General features: G+C 73.2%; 17 protein-coding genes. 7 read left to right on the top strand and 10 right to left on the bottom strand.

All coding sequences use genetic code 11. The features are described 5' to 3' along the window. Positions 1 to 150 precede the first annotated feature (150 nt). The gene (locus ACIRPH_RS05000; RefSeq protein ID WP_402909314.1) at positions 151 to 1,206 is read left to right on the top strand and encodes a polysaccharide lyase family 1 protein; all 1,056 of its coding nucleotides are present in this window, start codon (positions 151 to 153) and stop codon (positions 1,204 to 1,206) included. A 70-nt stretch (positions 1,207 to 1,276) separates the two neighbouring features. Here the strand turns inward: ACIRPH_RS05000 and ACIRPH_RS04995 are convergent, their stop codons facing one another. The 3 genes from ACIRPH_RS04995 to ACIRPH_RS04985 form a co-directional block, all read right to left on the bottom strand. Continuing rightward, positions 1,277 to 2,284 (bottom strand): hypothetical protein, encoded by a 1,008-nt coding sequence (locus tag ACIRPH_RS04995; protein WP_402909312.1) that lies wholly within the window; start codon positions 2,282 to 2,284, stop codon positions 1,277 to 1,279. A gap of 933 nt (positions 2,285 to 3,217) precedes the next feature. After that, complete coding sequence (locus ACIRPH_RS04990) at positions 3,218 to 4,093, bottom strand: endonuclease domain-containing protein (protein WP_402909309.1); 876 nt, start codon at positions 4,091 to 4,093, stop codon at positions 3,218 to 3,220. Positions 4,094 to 4,187: 94 nt separating this feature from the next. Next, positions 4,188 to 5,288: a pilus assembly protein TadG-related protein gene (locus ACIRPH_RS04985; protein WP_402909306.1), complete on the bottom strand. Its 1,101-nt coding sequence runs from the start codon at positions 5,286 to 5,288 to the stop codon at positions 4,188 to 4,190. A gap of 545 nt (positions 5,289 to 5,833) precedes the next feature. Between ACIRPH_RS04985 and ACIRPH_RS04980 the strand changes: the two genes are divergently transcribed. Continuing rightward, positions 5,834 to 6,808 (top strand): hypothetical protein, encoded by a 975-nt coding sequence (locus tag ACIRPH_RS04980; RefSeq protein ID WP_402909303.1) that lies wholly within the window; start codon positions 5,834 to 5,836, stop codon positions 6,806 to 6,808. 240 nt (positions 6,809 to 7,048) lie between these two features. On the opposite strand, the gene ACIRPH_RS04975 is transcribed toward ACIRPH_RS04980, so the two are convergent. The 5 genes from ACIRPH_RS04975 to ACIRPH_RS04955 all read right to left on the bottom strand — a co-directional run bounded on the left by ACIRPH_RS04975 (position 7,049) and on the right by ACIRPH_RS04955 (position 12,400). Continuing rightward, on the bottom strand, positions 7,049 to 9,502 hold the full coding sequence (locus ACIRPH_RS04975; RefSeq protein WP_402909301.1) for a glycosyltransferase family 4 protein: 2,454 nt from the start codon (positions 9,500 to 9,502) through the stop codon (positions 7,049 to 7,051). A gap of 296 nt (positions 9,503 to 9,798) precedes the next feature. Next, positions 9,799 to 10,473 (bottom strand): hypothetical protein, encoded by a 675-nt coding sequence (locus tag ACIRPH_RS04970; RefSeq protein WP_402909298.1) that lies wholly within the window; start codon positions 10,471 to 10,473, stop codon positions 9,799 to 9,801. Positions 10,474 to 10,515: 42 nt separating this feature from the next. After that, positions 10,516 to 11,043: a hypothetical protein gene (locus ACIRPH_RS04965; RefSeq protein WP_402909295.1), complete on the bottom strand. Its 528-nt coding sequence runs from the start codon at positions 11,041 to 11,043 to the stop codon at positions 10,516 to 10,518. A gap of 9 nt (positions 11,044 to 11,052) precedes the next feature. Next, positions 11,053 to 12,135 (bottom strand): OmpA family protein, encoded by a 1,083-nt coding sequence (locus tag ACIRPH_RS04960; protein WP_402909292.1) that lies wholly within the window; start codon positions 12,133 to 12,135, stop codon positions 11,053 to 11,055. A 55-nt stretch (positions 12,136 to 12,190) separates the two neighbouring features. Next, positions 12,191 to 12,400, bottom strand: a complete 210-nt coding sequence (locus ACIRPH_RS04955; protein ID WP_344183509.1) for a hypothetical protein — start codon at positions 12,398 to 12,400, stop codon at positions 12,191 to 12,193. Between the two features lie 472 nt (positions 12,401 to 12,872). On the opposite strand from ACIRPH_RS04955, the gene ACIRPH_RS04950 reads away from it, so the two are divergent. Next, positions 12,873 to 14,042 (top strand): TIGR04222 domain-containing membrane protein, encoded by a 1,170-nt coding sequence (locus ACIRPH_RS04950; protein ID WP_402909289.1) that lies wholly within the window; start codon positions 12,873 to 12,875, stop codon positions 14,040 to 14,042. Between the two features lie 173 nt (positions 14,043 to 14,215). Here ACIRPH_RS04950 and ACIRPH_RS04945 read toward each other — a convergent pair whose 3' ends face one another. Continuing rightward, positions 14,216 to 15,223, bottom strand: coding sequence for an LLM class flavin-dependent oxidoreductase (locus ACIRPH_RS04945; protein ID WP_402909286.1), 1,008 nt, complete (start codon positions 15,221 to 15,223; stop codon positions 14,216 to 14,218). Between the two features lie 184 nt (positions 15,224 to 15,407). Here ACIRPH_RS04945 and ACIRPH_RS04940 point away from each other — a divergent pair, with 184 nt between their 5' ends. Both ACIRPH_RS04940 and ACIRPH_RS04935 read left to right on the top strand, forming a co-directional pair. Continuing rightward, entirely contained in the window at positions 15,408 to 15,803 is a 396-nt protein-coding gene (locus tag ACIRPH_RS04940) for an ArsR/SmtB family transcription factor (RefSeq protein ID WP_402909284.1), read from the top strand. Positions 15,804 to 16,203: 400 nt separating this feature from the next. After that, positions 16,204 to 18,240 carry a serine/threonine protein kinase gene (locus ACIRPH_RS04935; protein ID WP_402909281.1) on the top strand — a complete coding sequence of 679 codons (2,037 nt, stop codon included), beginning with the start codon at positions 16,204 to 16,206 and terminating at the stop codon, positions 18,238 to 18,240. Here ACIRPH_RS04935 and ACIRPH_RS04930 read toward each other — a convergent pair. Then, positions 18,207 to 19,424 carry a DUF418 domain-containing protein gene (locus tag ACIRPH_RS04930; RefSeq protein WP_402909279.1) on the bottom strand — a complete coding sequence of 406 codons (1,218 nt, stop codon included), beginning with the start codon at positions 19,422 to 19,424 and terminating at the stop codon, positions 18,207 to 18,209. The genes ACIRPH_RS04935 and ACIRPH_RS04930 overlap by 34 nt on opposite strands. 465 nt (positions 19,425 to 19,889) lie before the next feature. On the opposite strand from ACIRPH_RS04930, the gene ACIRPH_RS04925 reads away from it, so the two are divergent. After that, a complete protein-coding gene (locus ACIRPH_RS04925) occupies positions 19,890 to 20,822 on the top strand; it encodes a nitroreductase/quinone reductase family protein (protein WP_402909276.1) in 933 nt (310 codons plus the stop codon). A gap of 339 nt (positions 20,823 to 21,161) precedes the next feature. Then, positions 21,162 to 22,406 carry a S8 family serine peptidase gene (locus ACIRPH_RS04920; RefSeq protein WP_402909274.1) on the top strand — a complete coding sequence of 415 codons (1,245 nt, stop codon included), beginning with the start codon at positions 21,162 to 21,164 and terminating at the stop codon, positions 22,404 to 22,406. Positions 22,407 to 22,437: the final 31 nt, after the last annotated feature.

Below are 22,437 nucleotides of genomic sequence, written 5' to 3'. Positions count from 1 at the left end.
CGCCCGGGTGCCGCGCACACGGGGCGGGCCGGGCGGGAAGCCTCGCGCACAAGGGGAACCGGGCCCTGGGTTGGGTCTGCGACCCCCGCTGTGGCAGGGTCGGGGGTGCAACCCCCCGCCCCCCGTACCCCGCTCGCTGGAAAGCTCTCGATGAGACCTCACCCCATCCCCGCCGCGGCCGCGGCGGTGCTGCTCTGCGCGGCACTCGTCTCCTGTACACGCCAGGAGGAGGAACCCCGGGACGCCGTCGAACCCCCCGTCGGCGCGGCCGTCGAACCGCAGACGGAGGAGGCCGACGAGTCGAGCCCCCCGCCCTCGGAGGAACCCGGGGAGGAGGACCCGTTCGGCACACCGGTGGGCTGGGCCGGCGAGCCCCTGGAACGCGACGGCGAGGACCACCCCGGCGTCGCCGGCGGAGCGGGTGGCGAGACCGTCACCGCGTCCGACGCGGACGAGCTCTCCGACCACCTGTCCGACGAGGAACCGCTCACCATCGAGGTCAGCGGACGCATCGACCTGGACGGAGCCGTCGAGGTCGGCTCCGACAAGACGCTCGTGGGCGTGGGGGACGGCGCCGAGCTCACCGGCGGGAGGCTGGTCGTCGACGGCTCCAGCAACGTCGTCCTCGCCAACCTGGCGCTGGAGTCGGACGGGACCGCGGTGGCGGTCCGCGGAGGGGCGCACCACGTGTGGGTGGACGGCTCCACCCTCACCGGGAGCGGCGGCGGCGCCGCCCTGGTCACCGTCACCGGGGGCGCCGACAACGTCACCCTGTCCTGGAACCACTTCCGGGACGCGGAGTCCGCGATCAGCATCGGGGGCGAGGACGACGAGCCCGGCGCCCTCCGCGTGACCGTGCACCACAACTACTTCGACGGGACCTCCGGCCGGCACCCGAGCGCCCGGTCCGCCGAGCACGTGCACGTGTTCAACAACTACTACCGGGCCAACACCGAGTACGGTGTGCGGTCCACCCACGACGCCAACGTGCTCGTCGAGGGCAACTACTTCGACGGCACCCCGGTCTCGGTGGCGCCCGAGGACGAGGAGCCGGGCAACGTCGTCACCCGCGACAACCTGTTGGTCGACTCGGCCCAGCCCGACCTGCGCGGCGCCGTCCCCGACCCGCCCTACGCCTACGAGCTCGACGACACCGCGACGGTCCCCGACGTGGTGTCGGAGGGAGCGGGCGCGGACACCCCGTAGCCGAGGGGCGGCCGGCGCCGGGCCCGGGGCGGGGCGGTACCGGGCCCGGACGGGCGCCCGCCCCCGGGGCTCAGCTGAACGAGTGGTACTCGTAGCTCTCCGCGAAACCGCCGGGGGCCCGGTAGTCGAGTCTGCGCGGATACCCCTGCTCGTCGATCCACAGCTCGAACTCGGCGTCCGGCACGAGGGTGAGGGTGTTGATCCCGCTGTCCTTGTCGTAGCCGCCCACCTTGGCGGAGAAGGTCCCGGTGTAGAGGTAGGCGCTGTGGGTGCTGCGCTGGCCGGGCCGCCGCAGGTCCACCTCCTCCAGACCGACCAGGGCCAGGTCGGAGGACGTGGCGAGGATCTCGTGCAGCTTGGCCGAGCCGAAGCCCCGCGAACAGAGGTAGCCGTCGGCCTCGCTCGGCGGATCCAGGAGCTTCAGCCCCCGGTCCGCCGTCATCATGAGCTGCCCGTCGCCCACGTCGTAGCGGTAGACGCTCTGCCCCTCCGTCGTGGTGAAGAAGTGGTCGAACTCCGGCTCGGCCGTGGCGTCGTACATGACGCGTCCGTGGCCGGAGGCCACGTTCGGGTACCTGGGCGCCTCGGGGACCGCCCCGGAGGCGGGACGGTCGGCGGGACGGCGGGCGTCCTCGGCGGAACCCCCCGAGGCGGGCAGGACCCGGGGCGCCCTCCGCTCCGGGAGGGGCGCCTCGGTCCCCTCACCGCCTTCCGGGTCCTCCCGGTCCTCCGAGGCCTGCGAGCCCTCCGGTGCGGTGCTCCCGTCGTCGACGGTGAAGGTGATGTGGAAGGCGGCCGCGTCCTCCACCAGGCCCGCGGCCACCGCGACGTAGGACTCGGCGTCCTCCGGGTCGGCCTCCGAGGAGGGGGCGCCCGTCCGGGGCGGCCGGGACTCGGGGCCGTCCGCGACCTCCAGGGGCTTCAGGGGGGAGCCCAGCGTGAGCCGGGCCACCCCCCAGCCGCTGGCGATCACGGCGAGGCAGACCACGACCACGAGCACGGACACCAGCCAGTTGGGGCGCTCTCCCCCCTCCGACGGCGGGTCCTCGGAGTCGGAGGTGCGCGGTATCGACGGCATCGACACGGCCTGGGCCTCGTTTCTGCGAATCGGAACGCGCCCGCCAGGGCACGGAGGGGGACGGCGGCGCATCTTCGTCAGCTGGCGTCGTCGGGTTGTGTCTGCGGGGGGTACGACGCGGTGACGCAGTGTTCTGTTCGATGGTCGCATGCGCGTCATCGCCTCCCGCATCGGCGAACCGGAGCACCCAGTCCAGGTGCGGCGCCTCCAGAGCCGGCTCCAGGAAGCCGAAGGTGCGGGTCCGTGACAGCCTCCGCAGGGCCTCCTCCGACGCGTGCTCCCACAGCGCCCGGACCGCGACCCGGGCCGCGCCGGTCGCGGTGAAGGAACGGCTGGAGAAGAGTTCGTGCAGCTCATCGGCTTCCAGACGGAGAACGGTCGCTTCGAGTACCTCCGATTCCAGCAGTCCCAGGAGCGCCAGGGCACAGTCGACGCGAGCCACGGGGCCGGGAACGATCGTGCCCCGCGAGCAGCGCAGGACGGCTTCGGCCGCGGCCACAGGATCCAGCGTCCAGTCACCGTCCGGTGGGCGTTCGTGGCCGATTGTGGCCTCGTCGTTATGGTCCGGCCCGAGCGTTCCGCCGTCCGCGGGGAGCCCGTGGCGGCCGCTCCCGCTCGCACCGGGCTCTCCGCCGGAGCGGCCGCCCGGAGGGGGCGCGTCCCCGGGCCGAGCCTCCGGGGCCCGGCCCAGGGCGGCGTGCACGGCGTCGAGGACCTCCCCGGGCAGCCCCCGAACCGGCGCCTGGACGACGAGAGCCGCCACGGCGGCCACCGCGACCAGCAGTGCCGTGTACTCGATCACGGCGTTGCCCCGGTCCACGTCGGGTCTCCTCTCTCCGGTCGGGGACGGTGTTGGAGGCACCGCGGGCGGCCCCCGGGGAGGGGTCCGGTGCGCGGGCGCCGGGCGCCGCCCTCGGGAGGGCCACCCGGGCCTCAGGGCTCCGGGGGAGCCGCCAACAGGGGCGGCCGTGCCGCGTAGGCGCGGATCTTCCGGCGGACGTGGCGCAGACGGTGCGGGGGACACGACCAGCCCCGGCGGACGAGCGTGTGTAGGAGGCGCCGCACCAGGCGGTCGGGGCGCCGCTGGAGGTCGTGCGCACCGACGGAGACCACCTCCCAGCCCTCGGCCCGCATCGCCGCGTAGCGCGCGCGGTCGCGGGCCAGGGACTCCCGCGAGGAGTGGAACTCCAGGCTGTCGTACTCCAGCGCCACCCCCAGGGAGGGCCATCCGAGGTCGGCGTGGAACAGGCCCTCCGCGGTGGCGACCGGGCGCTGGGGGACGGGAGGCGGCAGCCCCGCCTCCAGGAGCAGTACCCGTGCCCACGACTCGGCGGGGGACTGGCTCAGGGCGCTGGAGTAGGACAGCGCGGAGCGGAGCCGCCGCAGCCGCTGGCGCGTCCGGGGCGCGAGGGCCGAGCGGGCCATCTCGTCGCCGGTGACCAGACCCCGTGAGAGGAACCCGTCGAGTCGGGCCGTGGCCACGAAGACCGAGGGGGCGCGTGCGGCGACGTCGGCGGCGGTCCTCGCCGGGGTGGTGATCCGGACGCCCTCCACCACGGTGGTGTCGGCGGGCGGCAGGACCTCCCTGTGGGCGACGACCGGGGCCCCGGCGGTGCTCACCCCCGGCGGTACCGACACGTGCAGCCGGGTGCGGGTGGGCCGGGCGCCGCGCGGGTACAGGTCCACGCCCCACACGTAGGCGGCGGTGACGTCGGCTGCGACCGCCGTGGCGGACACCGTGTCGAGGACGGGGGCGAGTGTGCGGAGGAGGAGGGAGCGGTCGGGAAGGGCGGACCCACGGAGTGTCATACCTCCAGGCTGGACCGCGGCCGGAGGGGGGACAAGGGGGAGTTCGCGCCTGTGGACGGCCGCCCCGGCGCGGCCGGCGGGCGGAGGAACGGCCCTACTGCATGTTCCCCTCGCCCGCGGCCAGGTGGATGTGGTCGACGTGGTCCTGGGTGTTGTTCCCGGTGTCCTGGTGGAAGCGGCGCACGCTCTCCCAGGGCCCCACCGGGTCCCGGTTCGCGTTCCAGATGTGGTGGTCGTAGATGATGCCCTTGACGCGCAGCTCCCTGGCCCGCGGGATGATCCAGTTGATCACCGTCACAGCGGTCTGGTGCATCTGCGGGGTCGGCACCGCGCCCAGGTCCGACACCATCATGTAGTCGACCGCCTGGCCGGTGTGGTGGTCGCTCCCGGGCTCCGTGCGCCGCCCGCCCGCGGAGATGTAGAAACCGCCGAACTCCTCCTGGAGGCGGTTGTGCACGGCGCACATCGCGGGGTGGAGGGAGCCCAGCGAGGAGCAGTTCACCACCGCGCCACCCCCGAAGTACGAGTCCGGGTCGAACCTGTACCGGCCCTCCTGGTCCACCAGGTGCACGGCGACCAGGCGCTTGGCCGACTCGACGTCGGTGACCGGCCCGCCGCCGCAGTCCATGACGCCGCCGTCCACGCCGCAGTCGTGGGGGACCCGGACGATCGCGATGGCCGAGGCGTTGCCGACCACGGTGTCGGTCTCGTCCTCGCTCCCGTCGCACACCACGTCGTTCCAGTGCCGGGACCCGTCCTCCTCAAGCTCCCTCTGGCAGACGGCGCCGCGCACCTCGACCCGCACGATGTTGCCGTACCGCCCGAGGCTGTTGTCGCTGGCGCGGATGTCGGTCAGGACCGCCCCGTTGGCCCGCGCGTACTCCTCGGCGCGCCCCTCGGCGACCTCCTCGTCGAACCACGGGTACGGGATGCCGCCCTCGACCATCTCCTGGGCGGCCTCGTCCTGCAGGGCGCCCACGGCGGCCAGCGCGGCGGCGTCGGCGGCCGTCTGGACCCTGGAGCGCGTGTCGTTGGCGGCGCCGACCCTGACGAACAGCAGGGTCAGGGCCAGCAGGGCCAGGGTGAGGCCGAAGAGGAGGAGGGTGTTGGCCTGCCCGTCGTCGTCGCGGCCCAGGAGGGGCCGTGGCCTCTTCCGGGCGGGGGAGGAGGGGAGGAGGGTCCGTCGCAGTCCCATGTGTTTTCCGTGGGTGGGGGCCTTCCCCGTGTGGGCGGGGAGCGGGGGCGGGTGTTCGAGGGGCCGGGAGCGCGTCGCGCGAGGCGTGCGTGCGGGCGCATCCGGACAGGTGCCCTGCCGGGCGCAGCTTATCCGGGCTCGTCCATGATCGGTAGTCGCCTGTGGACGGAGCCGCGTTTCACACGACGCCGGAGGGGGTTTTCGTCCTTGTGATGTCGCCCTGGGCGGTGGAGGCGTGACCACACCTGGCCATCGGCGCGGGAGTTCGTCCACACCCGCCTGTTGGCCCGTTTCGCGGCGCTTGGCCTGGTAGGAAAGGAAACGCGGGCCGAACGTCCCGCCGTTCCGAGGGGTGGGTCCGGAAGGCATGCGGGGGCCGCGCCGGACTCGCACGCGGGTTTTTGTCGTGTGTTCGGCCAGAATCGGATTCCACCCGGAAGGATGTACACCGTCCGGAAGCCGTATACGGGAAACTTTCCCCATCCTCGCGGCAAGCCACCCAAGAACTCCATGTGCCACATACGGGGCAACTAGAAGGCGAGAACATGAGCGCCCGAAAAGCGATGACGCCCGTCGAACAGGACGAATCCCTCCGCGGTCTGGGAGCGGACCTGCTGCGGACGGCCCCCGAGGACTGGGTCAAGTTCCGGCTCGTGTACGCGGGACTCGCCGACGCCGAGTCCGCCCACTTCGAGGTCATGTTCGACGGGGGCCGGAGCTCCGGGTGGCTCCCGCCGCTCTCCGCCCTGGAGGTCCTGCGGGAGGTCCGCACCGGCATGTACACGCACGGGAAGGGCACCTGGTACACGGCCTACTTCGAGTACGACCGGACCGGCCGCTACCGGGTCCGGTACGACTACGACAACGAGCCCTGGTTCGACGAGCCCCGGGGCGCCGCCGACTACATGCTCGACCTGGAGTACTTCCCCCGCGACGACGAGCACCTCCCCGACTGGCTCATGGAGAGACTCGAGGGGGAGCGGGTCCCCGACACGTCGGAGGCCTCGTCGCCCTGGAGCGTGTTCCGGAGCGCGCGCGTCACGCGGGAGACCAGGATCGCCCCGGGCGACATGTCGCCCGAGGAGATGATGGACACCGTCCAGGAGATCGTCGACCGCACGATCGAGTCCGTGTGGGGCGAGTGGAGCGAGATCGTCGTCGACTACAAGGGGCTCGTCGGCGTCTCCTCGGCCAGGGTCAGCGTGCGCACACCGGACGGCGGGACGGAGTGGGACCTCCTCCTGCCGGAGGCCGGCCGCCTGCTCGGCCGCCTGAGGACGGGCATGTACCAGCCGGGCAAGGGGACGTGGTTCACCGCCCGCATCACGATCCAGGAGTCGCGGGAGATCGGGATCCACTTCGACCACCAGAACCCGCCGGAGTTCGACGTGGAACCCGACCCCCGCAGCTACCACCAGGACATGCGGTACTTCCCCCGCAGCGCCGACCACCTCCCCGACTGGCTCCTGGACCACCTGAGCGCCGCCCAGCGCCTTCTCCGCGCCGACGGGCAGGAGTAGCCGCGGCGGGGGGGGGGGGGCCCCCCCCCGGGGCCCCCCCCCCCCCCCCGCGCCCGGGGGGGCCCCCCCCCCCCGCCCCCCCCCCCCCCCCCCCCCGCCCGGGCCCCCCCCCCCCGGCGCCGCCCCCCGCGCTCGCCCGCGGCCGCGGGGCGGGTGGCCCCGGGGGGCCGGGGGGGCCCCCGGGGGGGCCCCCCCCGCCCCCGCCGTGCTCCGTTTCCGGCCGCGGCCGGCCGCCGCGCGTCAGCGCAGACGCCGTCTGACCGAGCCCCACAGGTGCACGTCGGCGACGGTGACCCTGAGGTCGCCCGAGCCCACCGGCATCACGGTCACCGAACGCAGGTAAGGGCCGTGGTTCCAGCGGCGCGCCGTGTGTCCGGGGACCTCCTCGGCCCTCACACGGCCCATCGCGTCCGAGGGCCCCGCCAGGAGCCGCAGCTGCCACGTGGCCCGTAGAGCGGACGCTCCGCCGTACTCGCCGCCCCGGAGCAGCGGCAGGCTCCCCACGAGGCGACCGCCCCCGGGGGCGGGGGCCGTCCCCGGCCGACTCCGCGGACCCTCGGCGTACAGGGGGAAGCGCCGGCCCGTGTCGGTGCCGCGCACCACCTCCACCGCGTACTCCGCGCCCTCCGGCAGCGGGCCGTCCAGATGCGCCTCGAACCGCAGACGCCTTCCGTGGAGCCCCGTCGGACGCACCCGCACCTCGCCGACCCCCAGGGACGGCGCGGACGGGGACGTCAGCAGCCCCAGGCGGTCGTTGACCGTGTAGTAGGGCCGCACCCGCACCCCGCCCCCGCGCGGGGACTCCACCCGCTGCGCCGGGTACTCGATGATCTTCTTGTAGCCGACCACCCCGGACAGGTGACGGCCCAGGGTGCACTCGGCGCCGTCGGACAGGACCAGCCGCATCTCCCACTTCCGCGACGTCCCCTCCTGACCGCGCACGACCGTCTCCGGGTCGATCACCGCGGTGAAGAGGCCGTCGGCGGCCACCGGGGCCGAGAACTCCCGCGGCGCCCGCGGCGCCTCCCGGAGCCGCACGGCGAGTCTGGCCCGGGCGTCCGGCCCGCCCCGGCCCAGGACCCGCCCCCGCACGGTGATCAGCCCGTCGGCGGCCTCCACGCGCTCGACCTCCGCGTGGTGGGCGGAGCGGCGCACGTGCAGTACCAGGCGGCCCTTGCCGGAACGGGTGGGAAGCACCAGGGCGAGCCGGTCGACGCCGTCGGCGGCCAACGGGTAGCCGTGCTGGTGGATCTCGACGTCCTCGACGGGGCTCACCCGGCCCCCGTCGACCCGGCACACCTCCCACGTGCGCGCCGCCAGGCGGTCCCGCTCGGCGTCCACCACCACCTCGCCACCGGGGTCGGGGGCCAGCGGGACCCGCTGCCCCGGGCGCACCAGCACCACCTCGTCGGGAGGGTCCGTGAACGAGAGCACGGCCGTGCCGTCGCCCCCCGCACGCACCCGGCACGCCGCCGGCGGCTCGGGCCGGGGCACGGGCGCCGCGGGCGCCGGCGTCCGCAGCGGCCGTCCGGCCAGCTCGGAGAACAGCTCCTCGTGCAGGCGCACGACGTTGGACGGGTCGAACCGCTCGGAACCCACGAGGGCGGCCGAGGACATCCGGCGGCGGAGGCCGTCGTCGGCCATCAGCGTGGACAACCCCTCGGCGATGCCCTGGGCCGACCGGTTGGGCACCAGCAGCCCGTCCTCGCGGTCGCGGATGATCGACGCCGGCCCGTGCGGGCAGTCGGTGCTCACCACGGGCAGTCCCGACCGCATGGCCTCCACGATGGTCATCCCGAACGGCTCCTCGCTGGAGGTGACCGCGGCGAACGCCCCCTGGGCCCACGCCTCCTCCACCCGCGGATGCGGCCCCATCAGCCACACACGGTCCTGGAGGCCCAGCGAACGCACCAGGCGGACCAGCGACGCACGCTTGTCGCCGCGCCCGTAGATGCGCAGTGTCCACTCGGGGAACTCGTCGCCCACCATGGAGAACGCCTCCACCAGCAGGTCGTGCCGCTTGCTGGGCGCCAGCCGCCCGGCGGCCACGATCGTCCGCGTGTTGTGGCCGTTGGTGGTGAACGGAGGGGCGGGCACCGAGTTCGGGATGGACAGCACCCGGACCCCCGGCATCGGCATGCGCTCCGCGTAGGTGCGCGCGTCGGCCTCGGTCACCGTCACGAAGGCGTCCAGGCGGGGGTACTCGGCCTCCATCACCCGGCGCAGCGGTTCGGAGTGCTGGTCGTAGGTCAGGTGCTCCTGTCCCACCTTCACCACCCGGCTCGGGGCGGCGCGGGCGATCACCACGTTCAGACCGGGCCGGGTCCCCACGACCACGTCGGCGTCCGTGGTCGCCAGGTACTCCTCCAGCCGGTCGTCCGTGAGCCGGCTGTGCGTGGACCCCCGCGTGTCCTCCCGGGGGAACAGCTCAGGGGGGAGCCCGGCCCGCTCGGACCCCTCGTACAGGGGGCGCCCCTCCGCCCCGGCGCCGGGCCCCCGCCGGTCCTTGCGCACGTCGACGAGGGGCCGCAGGCGCACCCCGGACGGCACGGGCAGGGCGGGCTCGGCGCGGTGCCGGAACACCGAGACGATCTCGACCTCGTGCCGCGCCGACAGCGCCGCCGCCTGGTTGGCGACGGTACGGACGGTGCCGCCGATGCCGTACATGTCGTTGATCAGATAAGCGATCTTCACTGGCCCCCCGTGCTTTCCGGCGCCGCTCGGCGTTCTCTCGCGCGGGAAGGCGCCGACCCCCGCCGACCACGCCGATCCGAGCCCCCGGCAGGGAAAGGCGTGGGGAATGAACGCTCAGGCTATGGGTCCTGTGTAAGTAGAAAGTACTTTATGTCTGATTGATGCCTGAAGGTTTGCCGGTCACTGTGCGGCTTTTGCGCACACCACGGGGCGTCCGGGGAACGAGAAAGGCGCCGTCCCCCGGAGGGGGGACGGCGCACGGGACGCCGGCCCCGGCGGGCACGCGCCGGGGACGTTCAGTAGGCGCCGGAACCCTCCCACTGGGCGAAGGCGCCGCAGGGCGAGTCGTAGGCGGCGGCGATGTAGCCGATCCCCCAGGAGATCTGCGCCGAGGGGCTCTCCATGTAACCGGCGGGCATCGAGCCGTGCCTGGCCGGGTTGAACCCGGCGATGCCGCTGTTGCCCGTCTCGGTGTCGATGACGGTGTGGTCCCAGCTGGAGATGGTGCCCCACAGGTTGCTCAGGCACTGCCATTCGCCGTCGGTCCACCCGGCGTCCGCGGCCATGCGCATGGCGAGGCTCTGGTTCTCGGTGGAGGTGGGGTCGTCGCCGCTCCACTCGTACTGCTCGGGTTCCTCCGGCCGGTCGGCGTCGACCCACGTCTCGTCGCCGCAGTCGGGCCCCTCGACCAGGCAGACCATCTGCCGGACCCCGCTGTTGAAGGTCTGGCTCAGTTCGAGCTGGTACACCGAGACCATGATCGCCGCGGCCAGTACGGTGACCGCCGCGAGCTCCACGAGGGCCGCGCCCCCGTCCCGGTCGGATCTTCGCGCCGGACGGAACCAGCGGCAGGCGCGTTCGATCCGGGCCCGCACGCGAGGCGGCCCGTGGCGTGCGCCCGAGCGTCCGGGCGGACCGCTGGGGGAGGGCCGTCGGCTGCCTCCGGGGGCGGGGCGGTGGGGGGTGGGCAACGCCGTCTCCTACGGGTGTCCGGAAAGGGAGCGGGACAGGGGTCAGGAAATCGGAACATCCTCGATGGGCTCGAACCCGGGGATCTCGATCGTCACCGCATCGACGTCACCCGGCACCGAGAACATGGACCAATAGGAGACCTTGTCGCCGACCTCCAGGCGTTCTTTGAAGGAGGAGGAGTTGTTTCCTGAGCACAGGCACTCACCCATGCCGTCCATCACCGGGTGATGGCGGGAAGCCCCCTCATTGCTCGCTACTGTGACACCAGAGAAGTTGGCTCCGGAGTAGGTGTAGGTGCGACCGTACAGCCAGGTGAGAACCACCCGTTCCGAAGCTTGGTTCTCGATGCTCCAGGTGACGGAGAGGATATTCCCCGATTCGTTGGTTTCCACTTGGTTGACTTCGGCGATGAGTCCGGAGGACTCCGTCGCGTTTCCCTGTGACGTTCCAAGCGCATCAAGATCGCTTGCGCGGGGAGCTGCAGATGCCCCGGGGATTCCGGTAGAAACGGCAAGGAAGGTGGACGCGGTCAGTGCCAGGAGTCCGGCGGATCGAGTTGTTCTCCTCACGGCTGTCCCCTACTTTTCAAAGGTAACACTGACTCGGCGGTTGCGCTCTCGTCCTACTTCGGAACTGTTGTCGGCGATGGGGTCGCTTGAACCGTGTCCCTCGCTCTCGTAGGAGATGCCGTTCCTGGTGACCAGTTCGCTCAGTGTCGTCTCCACTGCTTCTGCTCGTTCCTCGGAAAGCGGGAGATTGATGGAATCGTTGCCGGTGTTGTCCGCGTGGCCGTCAATATTCACCGTTGCCGAGGTGGCATCGTCGATCTCGGTCGCCACTTGTTCGAGGATTTCCTCTGCTTCGGGGCTGAGGGTTGCCCTGTTCGTCTCGAACAAAACGTCCGAGGAGAGGATGATGCTGACCTCGTCCCCGCTCTCTGTGCGGCCCGTCTGGTCCTCGAGGTTGTCCGAGATCAGGGTGAGGTCCAGGATCTCGGCCTCAGCGAGCCCCTCGTTCTCGATGCTCTCCGAAGCATATCCCAAGGGTACGTCGAGCAGAGGAGGCGCTAAGGCGGTGACAACCGTCATGGATTCCAGCTCCGGTGGGGGTTCCGGGTAGATGACCCACATGTCGACCGACTCACCTGCCTGAAGGGACCCTTCTACAGGAGGAGAGCAGAAGCATTTTCCATTGCTTTGATCATAACTCAGATAACGCTTCTGGTTTTCTGAATCGATGAGTGATACGTGACTCGCTGTGCTCTGGTCGCCTTCTTGGGAGAGCCCGTCGACGAGGGAGAAGCTCTCGGAAGAGTTGTTCGTGACCCCGAGCTTGAGTCTGACGAGGTTGTTCTCGAGCCTCTCGAGCGCGAACACGTCTATCTGGAGATCGCTCCCGGGGTCTGTGGCTGTGGTTGTGGTGCTTGCGATGGGTTGGGTTTCTTCTCGATCGCCGGGTTCGGAGGGCTGGGCGGCGGACGAGTCCGGGTTGCCGTTGTCGTTTCCGGTTGATTCCGGGGCGACCACGCATCCGGTGATGGTGAGGAGTAGAAGAGAGGTCGCGGTGCCGCGGCCGAGGAATGCGGAACCGGCCCCCGTGGTGAAGGTATGGCTTCTGAAGGTATGGGCATTCTTGCTTTCGCATGCCCGGTCGGTGTTCATGTGCAGGTCTCGGTCCCCTGTGCGTCCTTGTCGGAAAAGAGCGACATTGCGCACGTCAGGGCCCACTGAGAATATCGGAAACGGCCGTTCCGACAGCCCCGCTGATGTTCTCTGGAATTCCGAGTGCGAACACGCCGACGGCGATGGCCGCGACGAGGATGAGGATGGCGGCGTATTCGACGATCCCCGCGCCCTCGTCCTGCCTCTCGGAGGGGGGCGCCAGGTAGGTGCTGAGCGTCACCCAGAACCTGTTGGGACTGTTCACGGAACTGACTCCTTGCGGGAAGGGCTGGGGGCGCCGACTGGGTGCGGCTCTGCGCCGGTGAACCGAGGCGGGGGTCCACGGGGTGTGCGTGCGGGTTCTGAGTGACCCTGGGGAACCACTATCCGACACGGGCTCGGGTGCCGCCCCGCGTCCTGGCCGGATGTGGCCATCTTTCTTCAGGATGCCCTCCGGGGCACGGGGCCACACACTTTCCACAGGGCTCGATGTCGGCCCAGGTGGATGCCGGTAACCGGGGAGTCGGTGGTTCACGTCCGCGCTGCCAGGGAGGTCACGATCGGTGCTCGTCGAGTGACCATGATGGCACGCGGTCCGTCGAGGTGCCATGGCCGGGGGTGTAGTGCCAGGCCACCCCGTGTACGCGGTAGCGCCGTGGTGTTGGATGGGTGGGCCGTTCCGGCCGGGACGGTCGGAGGGAGCGTGATCCCGACACCGACGCGGAAAGGCGGCGGGGATGGACGGCGGTTCTATTCTCTTCCTGGTGCTGGGGGTGGCTGCGGGCCTCCTGGTCGGAGGCGTCCCGCTTCTGCGGGTCGTCCGCGGCCACCTCGACCTCCGTGCCGCTCTCCGGCGGAGCCCGGGACCGGTCCCGGCCCCCGACCCCGACGAGTTGAGCGCGAACGAGCTGGCCTTCCTCGCCGGGGGGCCGGTGCGGGTGGGGGAGACCGCGGTCGTGGACGCGTTCCTGGGCGACCGCATCCGGCGCCAGGCCGCCAGGGGGTTCTTCACCCTCGTGGGGCCCGGCAGCCCCTACGCGCACGAGAAGGATCCCGTACGGCGCGTCCTGGTGAAGGCGTTCAAGAAGCGCGTCGGGGTCAGCGCCCGGGAGATGGTGCGCCGGGTGGTGACCGGCCGCGGCGTGGAGCAGATCAGACGGGACCTGGCCGGGTCCGGCCTGATCGTCGACACCCCCGAGGTTCGCGCGATCCTGGGGCGGCGGGCCGGGCTCCCGAGGACGATCCGCGGGCTGAGGATCCTCTCGCTGCTGGTAGCCGCGGTGGGAGCGGGAACGTTCTTCCTGGTGAAGCCGGCGAACCCGGGGTTGGCGGCCCTGGCGGGCGGCCTCGCGGCCTCGGCCCTCCTCGTCGCCGCACAGGCGGTCCTGGCCGCGACGGGCGGTCCGGCCGTCCTGCCCAACACCGCGGCGGGCGACGAGGTCGTCGCGCGGGCCCGGGAGCGCTACGGGAACAGCACGGCCCTGACCACGGCCGAGATGACCCGGGACCAGGCGGTTCGCCGTACGGCGGTCACCGGTTTCCGGGCGCTGCGGGCCGGCGCCCGCAGCGGGATCTCCCACAGGACGGTGTACGAGGACGGATCGCCGGCCCCCAGCCCGGACCTCACCGCGGCCAACGTCGGCTCGGGAGGCCGGGGGGACGCGGGCGGCGGGGGAACCATCGACCTGGACTCCCTCTGCGAGTTCGCCGAGCTCTGCCAGGGCGGAACCTCCGAGAGCGGCACCTCCGGCGGCGGTTCCGGCGGCGACGGCTGGAACGGCGGTTTCGACGGGTCCGGCGGCGACGGGTCCGGCGGCGGCGGTGGCTGGGGCGGCTTCGGCGGTGGCGGCGGTGACTCCGGCGGCGGAGGAGGAGACGGCGGTGGCGGGGGCGGCGGGGGCGACTGAGCCCGCCGGTCGCGACCGGGGGCGGCCTCCGGGGGCGGCTGTCCGGGGTGGGCCGGGGCCGGGCGGGGTTCTGCCGAAGCCCCGCCCGGCCCGCCCTCACCGGGAAGACGGCGCCACTGCCTGCCTACAGTTCGGCGCCGCCACCCTTGACCGGTTCCCGGCTCGGGTGTGGGTCAGCCCTGTTCCGGACGCCGGAGTTCGGCCACCTCCGCTAGCAGCTCGAACGAGCGCAGGCGGGCCGACTGGTCGTAGATCATCGACGACACCATCAGCTCGTCCACACCCGTGTCAGCGACGAACAGTTCGAGCTTCTCGCGGACGGTCTCGGGGGAGCCCACGAACGAGTAACGAAGCATGTGGTCCAGTCGTTCCTTCTCGCCGGGACGCCATGCGGTGTCGAGGTTCTCGACCGGCGGGCGCAGCCGCCCGCGGGCGCCGCGCAGGGTGCCGAGGAACGCCTGCTGCATGGTGGTGAACAGTCGGCGGGCCTCCTCGTCGGTGTCGGCGACGAAGGCGTTCACCCCGGCCATGACGTAGGGCTTCTCCAGCTGGGCGGAGGGCCGGAAACCCGCACGGTAGGCCTTGAGGGCCTCGTACAGGGCGTCGGGGGCGAAGTGCGAGGCGAACGCGTACGGCAGGCCGAGCTGGGCGCCGAGCTGGGCGCCGAAGAGGCTGGAACCGAGGATCCACAGGGGGACCCGGAGCCCTTCGCCGGGAACGGCGCGGACCGGCTGGCCGGGTTCGGCGGGCTCGAAGAACGCCTGGAGCTCCTGGACGTCGCTGGGGAACGTCGAGGAGGCGCTGTGGTCGCGGCGCAGCGCCGCCATCGTGCGCGGGTCGGTGCCGGGCGCGCGACCCAGGCCGAGGTCGACGCGTCCCGGGTAGAGGGCTTCCAGGGTGCCGAACTGCTCGGCGATGACGAGCGGCGAGTGGTTGGGGAGCATGATGCCGCCGGCGCCGACCCGGATGCTGGTCGTGCCCTCGGCGATGAACCCCAGCGAGACCGACGTGGCGGCGCTGGCGATGGCCTGCATGTTGTGGTGCTCGGAGAGCCAGAAGCGGGTGTAGCCCGCGCGTTCCGCGTGCTGGGCGAGTTCCCGGGCGGAGCGGAGCGCCTGGCCGGGGGTGGACCCCTCGGCGATGCTGGCGTGGTCGAGCACGGACAGCGCGATGGTGGACATGGTTGCCCTCTTCCCCTGCTGCGTAGCGGTTCCTGCGGCAGGGCCGGGGCGGGAGGGTCGGTGACCCCAGCCTGTCTGCGCGTTCGATGTTCGACGAACATCGAACTACGAAGGTACACTCGCGACTGTCCATGAGCCAAATCCCGTCTGGTCGTCGGCCAGGCCCCGCACGAGGAGGACCGCCTTGGCTCCCAGGGAGCAGGAGCACCCCGCCCTCAACGACGTGGAGCTGGTGACGGTGCTCTCCGCGCTGGCCGAACCGACCAGGTTGCGGATCGTGCGGATGCTCGCGGCGATGGAGGGCGAGCGGGCGTGGAAGGACATCGACCTCCCCATCGCCCAGTCCACGCTGAGCCACCACCTGAAGATCCTGCGCAACGCCGGCCTGGTGCAGAACCGGACCGAGGGCACGCGTTGCTTCATCTCCCTGCGCGACACGGAGCTGGACATCCGTTTCCCGGGGCTGCTGGAGTCGGTGCTGGAGTGCCGGGACACCGCTGCAGGCGGCGAGCCGGAGGAGCCCGGGGCCCCGGAGGACCACGGGACCACCGAGGGCCCACCGGTTCCAGCGGCCACATGAGGGCGGGTCAGCGCCCAGTCACGGCCGGACGGAAGCCGTGGCCGGGCGCTGCGTTCACACAGTAGGCGACGGCGGAGGCCCCTGTCAGGGGTTGCGCCCGGCTGCAATGGGGCCCTCCGCGCTCCTCCGTCTCCGGCGGGCCGCTGTGTCCGGGCCCGGCTCCCCGCCCCGGGAGCGGCGCACCGTCGGTCGGCCCCCGGGGCCTGCCGGGCCGTGGGCCCGGCGCGGTGCACGCGTGTTCTCCGGCCCCTCCTCCAGGCCGCGGGAGGCGGGCGGGGAGGTCCCCGGGTGCGTTCGGGAATGTACGCTCTGTATCCAGGAGATTCCCGTACCCATGGGTCGTGGCTGGACGGGTCGGACACCGCGCCGACGGCCCAGGAGAGTCGAAAGCGTTCCCCCCATGGCACCCACCCCGTCTGCTCCCCTCCCACCGCACGTCCGCCCCCTCGCCGGCGACGACCCGGAGGAGGTCGGCGGCCACCGGCTGATCGGCCGCCTCGGCCGCGACGGCGCGGGCACCGTCCACGCGGCCGTGTCGCCGGACGGGGAGCCCGTCGCGCTCAAGCTCGCCCACCCGGAGCGGTCCCCGTCCCCGGGGGCGCCGGGCGCCCCCGCCGTGGTCCGGGGGAAACGGGGCGTGTGCTGCGTGAGGGTCGAGGACAGCGGGAGCCTGGGCCCCCGACCGTGGTCGGCGACCCCGTACGTGCCCGGGGCCGACCTCGTCCGCCACCTGGAAGACAGCGGTCCGCTGGCCGGCGGCGCGCTCCTCGTCCTGGCGGCGGGGACCGCGGAGGCCCTCGCGTCGGTCCACGCGGCGGGCGTGCCCCACGGTGACGTCAGGCCCGCCAACGTCGTCGTCGCCCCCGGCGGCCCGCGGTTGATCGACCACGGGCTCGCGCGCCGGTCGCATGCCGGCGAGGCGCCGACGACCGAGGGCGGCCCCGGGTGGCTCTCCCCGGAACGCCGCGCGGGGGCCCGGCCCGACCCCGCCTCGGACATGTTCTCGTGGGCGTGCCTGGTGGCGTTCGCCGCGACCGGCCGGGCCCCCGAGGGCTCCGTCGACCTGTCCGCCGTCCCCGAGGGGCTGCGCGACCTGCTGAGCCGCGCGTTGTCGCCGGACCCCGGGCGACGGCCCTCGTCGGAGGAGGCGTACCTGGAGTGCCTGCTGCTCGCGGGGGTCGAGGACGACGCCACCCGCGAGGTGTGGGCCGACCGCCTGCGCGGCCTCGTCCACGCCCACTGGCCGCCGGTCGACACGGCCTGGCACCGGCCCGGGCGGTGGGCCGACGCCGCCCGGGCCCTGGCGGAACACGGCCCGGGGGCGGTCCGGCCGCACCCCGGTCCCGCCGGCCCGGGCCGGGAGGGCACGCGCGACGGAGGCGCCGGGCGCCCCGTCGGCGCCCTGCTGCGCCGGGGCCGGCCGGGCGGGCCCCTCGCCCTCGCGGTCGCCGCGGGTGTGTTCGTCGGTGCGGCGCTCGGCGGCGGGTACCTGTTCCTGGACTCCCTGGCGGAAGGGACGGACGCCGCCGCGCCGGAAGGCGGGGGCGGCGCCGGGGCGGAGCCGGAGGGGTCCGCGCGGCTCTCCGGGGCGGACCTGGTGGCGGCGTCGCTGGACACGTTTTTGGCCGCGGAGTCCTTCGAGCTCACCGTGCTCACGCACGCGGGGAACGGCGAGGGCTTCGGCCAGCCCCTTCCCGCCGACACCGGTACCGTCCCGACCCTGTTCGACCGGGTACTGCGCCAGTCCGGGCCCCCGGACGCGCTCCGCTGGAGCAGTACCGTCAGCGGGTCGCGTACCAGCGACCTGATGGCGGTGGACGGGGAGCTGCTGCGCGGGGAGGGGAGCGCCTGGGACGGCGCCCCCACCTGGTACCGGGTCGGGTCCGGGCCCGCGCCGGCCGCCACGTTCACCCCGGAGGGGGTGGTCGGGCCGCTCGTCCGCGCGGCGGAGGCCGGCACGGTCACCGGAGAGGCCGAGACGGTCTTCCGCGCGCCCGCGCCCGCGGAGGACGCCTACGGGCACCTCGCGGGCGGTGTGCCCGAGGAGGTGCCCGCCGTCCGGGTGGAGGGGGACTTCCGGACCTCCGACACCGACGCGCGGGAGGCGACACGGTTCACGCTCGTCGCCACGGAGGACGGCGTCCCGCTGTCCTTCGCCACGGAGGGAGCCGCGGACGTCGGCCCCGTCCTCAACGGGCGCCCCGTCTCCCAGGAGGCGCCGCCGTCGCTCCTGGCCCCCGCCGTCCCGGTGCAGCGGTGGTACACGCAGTACACGTTCGTGGAGCTGAACGGCCGACCGGACCTGCGCGTCCCCGACCCCGCCGAGGTGCGGCCCCCGGGCGCCGAGACCCCCTCTCCGATCGCCCACCGGCCGATGCGGTCGCCGCGTCCCGGGCCGCCTTCTCAGGGGGAGGGGGCGTGGGTGCTCCCGGCATAGGTCAGACGGCGCAGCACCGCCTCCGCGGGGCCCCGGCGCCCCGCCCTGCGCAGCACCTCCGCCAGGACCACCGTGGCCAGCCACGTGGCGACCGCGACCGCCGCGGCCCCGGCCACGCCGAGGGTCGCCCCCAGCCCCGCGCCGTAGGGCGCGAACACCAGGGTGAACACCACCGACTGCGCCAGGTAGCAGGTCAGCGACCGCTGTCCGACCGCCGCCACCGCCGACACCGCCGGTCCGTACCCGGCGGAGGGCCCTCCGCCGGCGCGGCGCCCCTCCCAGCGGGCCGCGAGAAGGGCGAACAGCGCCGCCCAGCCCAGGCCGCCGAACCAGCCGACGGCATCGTGCAGGAGCTCCAGCAGGGCCTGCGGAAGGGGCGCTCCCGCGGGCACCAGCTCCGCGTACACCAGAGCGCTCGGCAACCCCGCGGCGACGGCCGCGCCGAGACCGATCACGGCCGTGCGGACCAGCAGGGGGCGGTGCGCCCCCGGCTCCTCCAGGATTCGGCGCCGCGCCGCCCAGACGCCCAGGGCGATCATCGGCATGGCGACGGTCAGCATCGTGACCGGTGTGTACAGCAGCCATTCCCGGAACCGTTCGGCCGAGGCGGCGAGGAAGCCGGCCTCGGTCAGCGACGGCGCCGCGATCGAGGTCTCCCCGCCCGCGCCGGCCAGCGCCACGGTCAACGCGGTGTTCAGGGCGGTCGCCCCGGCCGCCAGCAGACCGGCGGTCCACAGCAGAACGGCATCGCGCGCCCGCGTCAGCCCCACGAACAGGAGCAGCGCCAGCCCGTAGGCGCCGACGATGTCCACCGGCAGCAGCAGGACGCCGTGCACCGCCCCGATCGCCAGCATCACCCAGCCGCGCCGCCGCAGCAGCCGGCGGACGTGGATCCACCCGCCCCCGCCGGCACGGACCCTGCCCATGATCCGGACCGCCCCGTACCCGAACAGGAACGCGAACAGGGGGACGGCACGGGCGTTCACCAGGGTGAGCTGGACGACCGCCACGGCCTGGTCGCCGAAGGTCCGTACGGGATCCGGTCCGACCAGGAAGAACTGGGCGTTCACCAGGGCGATGAACACCAGCATGAAACCCCGTGCCAGGTCCGGCGCGAGGGAGCGCACCGGGGTCGGCGCGGGGTCGGTGGGCGGCGCTCCGGCCGTACCCGGGTTCGGGCTCACTGTGGTCCGCCTTCGTCTCGATCGGTGTGTCCACGAAGCTACGGACCGGGGAGGCCGCGCCCCATGGGGCAGGCACACCTTTTCCGGTGGACCCGGCCCTACCCCCTGGGGTAGGCTCACCGGCGTGTCGCGTGCCCCGACCATGAGCAGTGGGCCGGTCGGCGGGCATGGAGGCACCTTGATCGTCGAGGAGAGCACCGTGAGCGCACCCACCATGCATCGCGCCTAGGAGTCCGCGCGGCGTCGGCCCGAGCCACGCCCGAACGCGTTGATCCACCGCGACCTCCCCGAGTTCCACGACACCCGGTCACCTCCGGGACCCCTGTCACCCCGCCCGACCCTTCCGCGCCCGCGCGCAGGGGCGGTCCGCCGGCGTGCTCCGCCGCGCGGTCCGCCGTGCGCGCCTCCGGTCGCGTGCGGGATCCCTCGGGGGCGGTCGCCCACCCCACACCCCGAAGGAGACCCGTGTCAGATCCGTACGCACCGACCGCACCGCACGTCAGCGACTTCAACGTCCCGGTCGTGGAGGAGTTCCGCGCCAACGGCGGCCGCGTGGGCGGCATGTTCGAGGGCGGTGACCTGCTGCTGCTCACCACCACGGGCGCCACATCGGGCCGCGAGCACACCACCCCGCTCGGATTCGTCCGAGTGGAGGAGAAACTGCTGGTCGTCGGCTCGGCAGGAGGTTCCGACCGCCACCCCGCCTGGTACCACAACCTCCTCGCCCACCCCGCGGTCACCGTGGAGCTGGGCACCGAGGAGTTCACCGCCGTCGCCGTTCCCGCCGAGGGCGCGGAACGGGACCGGTGGTTCGCCGAAATCGTGCGCCTGGTCCCCGGGTACGGCGACTACCAGGCCGGGACCGCCAGGGTCCTGCCGGTGGTGGCACTGGAGCGGACCCACTCCCCGGGCCCGTCCGAGGCCGCCAACCTCGCCGAGAAGCTGGTGGAGATCCACACCTGGCTGCGCGCCCAGCTCCGGCACGTCCGGGAGGAGGCCGACGCCTTCCTCGCGGAACGCGCGGCCAGGGAGGAGCGGGAGGCGGACGTGGAGCCGAGGCTCGGGCTCAACCTCCAGCTGCGGCAGCACTGCCTGGCGTTCTGCGAGTCCCTGCACTACCACCACACGGGGGAGGAGTCGATGTTCCCCCGCCTCGCGGAGGCGGACCCGCACCTGGAGGAGGCGCTGAGGAGGCTGTCGGAGGAACACCGCACCGTGGACCGCGTCCGCGGAGAGCTGGAGGCGCTCATCGGCGACCTGGCGACCGCCGATCCGGAGGCCTTCCGACGTGAGCTGGACCGGATGACGCGGGAGCTGGAGGCGCACCTGGACTACGAGGAGTCCGCGCTGTTCCCCGTGCTGACCGCCATCCCCCTCCCTCCGGGCGGGCCCGCGTAGCCGCTGTCCGGAACCGTGGGCGTCGTGCCGCCCGCGGTCGACCGTGAGGAGACCCGCTCCCACTGCCACCGCCGTCGCCCCTGGCGGCGGTGGGGGCGGGGCCGTTCCCGCAACCGGTCACGACACGTGTCCCTCCGGAGCGACCGGTCTCCGGGGCCCGACGCGAACCGCCGCGCCGGTGTCCGTCAGTGTCCGCGGAAACGCCCTACGTAGCCCCGGTCGCTCCGGGAAGTTACGTAGTGACCACGTATTGTCCTCACCCGGGCCGGCGCGCATGATGGGAGCAGGGTGGCCACCCCCCCGCATCCCCCGCCCCCTCCCCGAAGGGTTCCTCCCACCATGCGCAAGTTCGGTGCGGTCCTCGCGGCCGCAGCCCTGTTACCCGCCGTGCTCGCGAGCCCGGCCCTCGCCGACGGCGGCCCCGGCCCCGACACGACGGACACGGCAGAACGCACCTACATCGTCGTCCTGGACGGGGACGCCTCCCCGGACGACGTGGCCGACCGCCACGGAGACGACCCCAGCAGCGTCTACGAGCACGCGCTCACCGGCTACGCGGCCGACATGACCGCCGCCGACGCCGCCGCCCTGCTCCAGGACCCCGACGTGGCCTTCGTCCAGGAGGACCAGGTCATGCACACCTTCGCGCAGGACGTCCCGGACGGGGTGGCCCGCACGTTCGCCCCGGACAACCCCGGCCTGGCCATCAACGGCCAGGCCGACTACGTGCCCGACGTGTCCGTGGCCGTCCTGGACACGGGTGTGGACGCGGGCCACCCCGACCTGAACGTCGTGGACGCCGTGAACTGCACGAGCGGGACCTGCGTCCCCGTCACCGGCGCCGACGGGAACGGCCACGGCACCCACGTCGCGGGCACCGCCGCCGCCGTCGACAACGACGAGGGCGTGGTGGGCGTGGCGCCCGGCGCCGCCATCTGGAGCGTGCAGGTCCTGAACTCCGGCGGCAGCGGCTCCCTCGCCGGGATCACGGCGGGCGTGGACTACGTCGCCGCCAACGCCGACCAGGTCGCCGTGGCCAACATGAGCCTGGGCTGCCAGGGGTGCACCAACCAGGCCCTCAGCCGGGCCATCGCCGGGTCCGTCGACGCCGGCGTCGCCTTCGCCGTCGCCGCGGGCAACAGTGCCACCAACGCCGCGAACTTCTTCCCGGCCAACCACCCCGACGTCCTGACGGTCTCCTCCATGGCCGACTCCGACGGCGCACCCGGGGGCACCGGCGGCACGCTCCGCTGCACCGGTGACGACGACGACACCCTGTCCTACTTCTCCAACTACGGCTCGGTCGTGGAGATCGCCGCACCCGGCTCCTGCATCACCTCCACCATGCCCGGTGGCGGCTACGGGTCCATGAGCGGTACCTCGATGGCCTCGCCCCACGCCGCGGGCGGCCTGGCCCTGCTGGCCGCGGGCCCGGCCAAGCCGACCGACCGGGCCGGGGTGCTGGCGCTGTACGACACCCTCGTCGGCGCGGGCAACCACGACTGGACCGACACCTCCGGCGACGGGATCCACGAACCGCTGCTGGACGTGGGCGACCCCGGACTCTTCCCCTCCGACGGGTGACCGGCGGGCCCTCCGCCGCCGACCGCGGGCG

Source organism: Nocardiopsis sp. NPDC101807, assembly GCF_044766605.1.
Lineage (GTDB): Bacteria > Actinomycetota > Actinomycetes > Streptosporangiales > Streptosporangiaceae > Nocardiopsis > Nocardiopsis tropica.
The sequence above is the reverse complement of the archived record's forward strand: the minus strand, read 5'-3'. Positions and strand labels throughout refer to the sequence as shown.